This is a genomic window from Chrysiogenia bacterium (assembly GCA_020434085.1).
Taxonomy (GTDB): Bacteria; JAGRBM01; JAGRBM01; order JAGRBM01; family JAGRBM01; genus JAGRBM01.
Window position 1 is genome coordinate 1 of the sequence record JAGRBM010000359.1, and the last position, 3,095, is coordinate 3,095.

Below are 3,095 nucleotides of genomic sequence, written 5' to 3' on the forward strand. Positions count from 1 at the left end.
GTCGCCGCCTCCTCGTAGAGGAAGAAGGGAACCAGAATGACCGCCAGCGCCAGTGCGCTTAATAAAACCCAGCGAACGACGCTTGCCATGGCCGCGCCCCCAGCATAGCGCTTGTTACCCTTGAGAGAGGCCCGCCCCAGCTGGAGGCCTCTGCGGCCAAGTCGCATCCGTCCCAGAGGCGCGCCCCACTCTGCGCGCGCGCCCTCAGCGAGGTGTGCGATGACTCAGGCGCGGCGTCTGTACGTTCTTCTCTGCGGTTACGAGGTTCTGCCCAAGACCGTATCCACCAAGGGCCGCGGTGCGCGCTTCATCATGGCCGAGCCCATCTGCGCCTACCTCATCCAGACCACCTCCGGCTACGTGCTCTTCGACGCCGGCTTTAACACCTACAACACCGAAGACCCCATCCGACGCGGGCAATTTTTCGAGCGCTGGGGGATGATACCGCCCGTCGTATTGCCCGAGCACCAGATGCTCTACCAACTTGACCAGATCGGCGTGAAGCCCGAGCAGATTGGCGACGTCGTCATCAGCCACTCGCACTTCGACCACACCGGCAACTTGAAGTATTTGCGCCACGCCCGCATCACCATGCAGAAGCGCGAGTATGAATACGCCATGCACGAAGCGACGCCCAAGAACGCGGTCATCAAGTCCGACTTCGACTTTCCGGACCTGAACTGGAACTTGATCGACGGCGACTTCGAGATTGCCGAGGGCGTGGAGGTGATCTACACCCGCGGCCACATGCCGGGGCACCAGTCGATGGCCGTTCGTCTGCCCAAGTCGGGCATGAAAGTGATGCCGGCCGATGCGGGCGACCTGATGGAGAACTACGACGAAGAGATCCTGCCCGGACAGACGGTTGATGACGACTCAGCGCGCGCGGCCATCCGGCGGCTCAAGGGCATCGTCGACTCGACCCACGGGGAGTTTCTGCTCACGCACGACCCGGTGCTGATCCAGACCACGAAACTGGCGCCGGAGTATTACGAGTAGGGCCGGCCCTATCCGGAGACGCGTCCTCTAATCCGCTCGCAGCGATTCCACAGGGTCCACGAGCGAAGCTCGGCGGGCCGGTAGGTAGCTCGCGAAGAGCGCCGCCGCGCAGACCACAAGGCCGGACGCCAGGTACGTGCTCGAGTCCAGCGCTGTCACGCCAAACAAGAGAGAGGAGATCCAGCGCGACAGCCCGATGGCGGAACAGACTCCGACGACGCAGCCGACGCCCGCCAGCCAGGCGCCTTGCCGAACGAACAGGCTCCTGACTTGGCTCGGTTGGGCCCCGAGCGCCACCCGGATGCTCATCTCGCGCCGCCGTTGCCCGACCGCGTAGGCGAGAACGCCGTAGACGCCGATGATGGCCAGCGTCAGAGCCATGGCGCCCGCAACGCCCAGCAATACGAGCGCGAACGACGTTCGAGCCATCGTGCGCATGTACAAATCGTTCAAGGTTCGCACCTCGGTCAACGGCAGGTGTGGGTTCACCGTGTGGATGGCATCGCGCACCTCGCGCAGGAAGCCCACGGTTCCGGCCCGGCCGCTTCGAATCACGAGGGTCAAGTCGCGGCGGATGAAAGGCGGACCGCCCGCTTTCCGGGGCGCTTCCAGTCCCGTTCGGATGTAAACCAGTGCGGGAATTGCCTTGTCGACGCCGTCGTCCGCCACGTCTTCGACGACTCCCACGACATCGATCCAGGCGGACCCCTCAGGGCCTGGGCGGATTCTTTTGCCCACCGCGGCCTCTGCGTCACCCCAGCTTTCGCGCGCCATGCTCTCTGAGACGATTGCCACTCGCCGGCCTTGGGCCAAGTCTTGGGGAGTGAAGTCGCGGCCGGCGAGCAGGCGTGTCCCCAGGGTGGCGAATAGACCGGGAGACGCCCATTTGAGGCGCCGGAACGGCGGGATCTTGCCCGGCTCGGACTTGCCTTCGACGACCATCGCCATGCCGTTGCGGCTGTTGGGGTCCATTGGCGAGGCGTCGGTCAAGGCAGCAGCCTCCACGCCTGGCAGGCGGGCGACGCTCTCGATGATGGCGTTTTGCATCTGCGCCACTCGTTCGGGCTCGCGCACCTGTGTGTCGGGCATTGAGATGTTGACCGCCTGCACGATTTCGGGCCGGGTGAAACCTGGCTGCACGCCGCGCAGGGCAAAGAAGCTGCGAATCAACAGGCCGCCCGCAACCAGCAAGACCAACGCCAGGGCGACTTGCGCGACGACGAGCACGTTCTGGGCGCGAAGCTGATCGAGGCCCATGCTGGCCCCGCGGGTGTTGAGGATTCTGCCTGGAAGGCCGCACTTGAAGACCGCGATCAGGCCGAAGAGCAGGCTCGCGGAGATCGAGCATGCCAAGGCGAACAACACGGTTTCCCCATCTACCGAGACCCCGGCCAGCCGGGGAATGGCGGTCAGGTCTTGCGTCGAGAGAAACCGCACCGCCCCATACGCGAGCGCCGTGCCGAACACGCCGCCCACGAGCCCGAGAGTCAGACTTTCCACCAGCAGCTCGCGCGCGATTCGACGCCATCCCGCGCCAAGCGCCGCGCGGGTAGCCAGCTCTTGCCGACGCGTCTGCGCTCTGACCAGAACGAGGTTGGCGACGTTGGCGCAGACGAGCAGGAACACCAAGCTCAGCGCGCCCATCAGCACGCCGAGCACTGTGCTGGCGTCGCCGATCACATCCTGCTTCAGCGGGCGCAGATTCGGCCTCAGCCGAACCTCTTCGGCGTATGCGCGGAAGTCCGGAGGCATCTCGCGGTCGAGAATTTGCGCGGCGTCCTGGTTTGCCATCTCGATGGTCACGCCAGGCTTCAGTCTCGCGATGCCGGAGAAGGAAAAGGGCTCGAAGAAGGGCAAGTTCGCGGCAGGGAAGCGGTAGGGCAACAGGACGTCCGGGGACAGGTCGAGGAAGCGGAAGGTCGGCGGCATCACGCCGATCACCTGACGCGAGACGGAATCGATCGTAAGCTGACGCCCCAGAATCTGCTCATCGCCGCCGAACCGCCGCAGCCAATACGAGTGCGATAGGAGCACGGTTTGGGGCGTTCCCGGCGAATCGTCCTCGATGGAAAACCAGCGGCCTAGCAGGGGCTGAA

Annotated in this window: 2 protein-coding genes; one reads left to right on the forward strand and one right to left on the reverse strand. The window is 64.8% G+C overall.

Annotated elements, in window-relative coordinates; genetic code table 11:
* Positions 1-219: 219 nt before the first annotated feature.
* Entirely contained in the window at positions 220-999 is a 780-nt protein-coding gene (locus KDH09_12395; protein MCB0220490.1) for an N-acyl homoserine lactonase family protein, read from the forward strand.
* 27 nt (positions 1,000-1,026) lie between these two features.
* Here the strand turns inward: KDH09_12395 and KDH09_12400 are convergent.
* Positions 1,027-3,095, reverse strand: a 2,069-nt coding sequence (locus tag KDH09_12400) for an ABC transporter permease (protein MCB0220491.1), incomplete at its 5' end; no start/stop codon positions are given.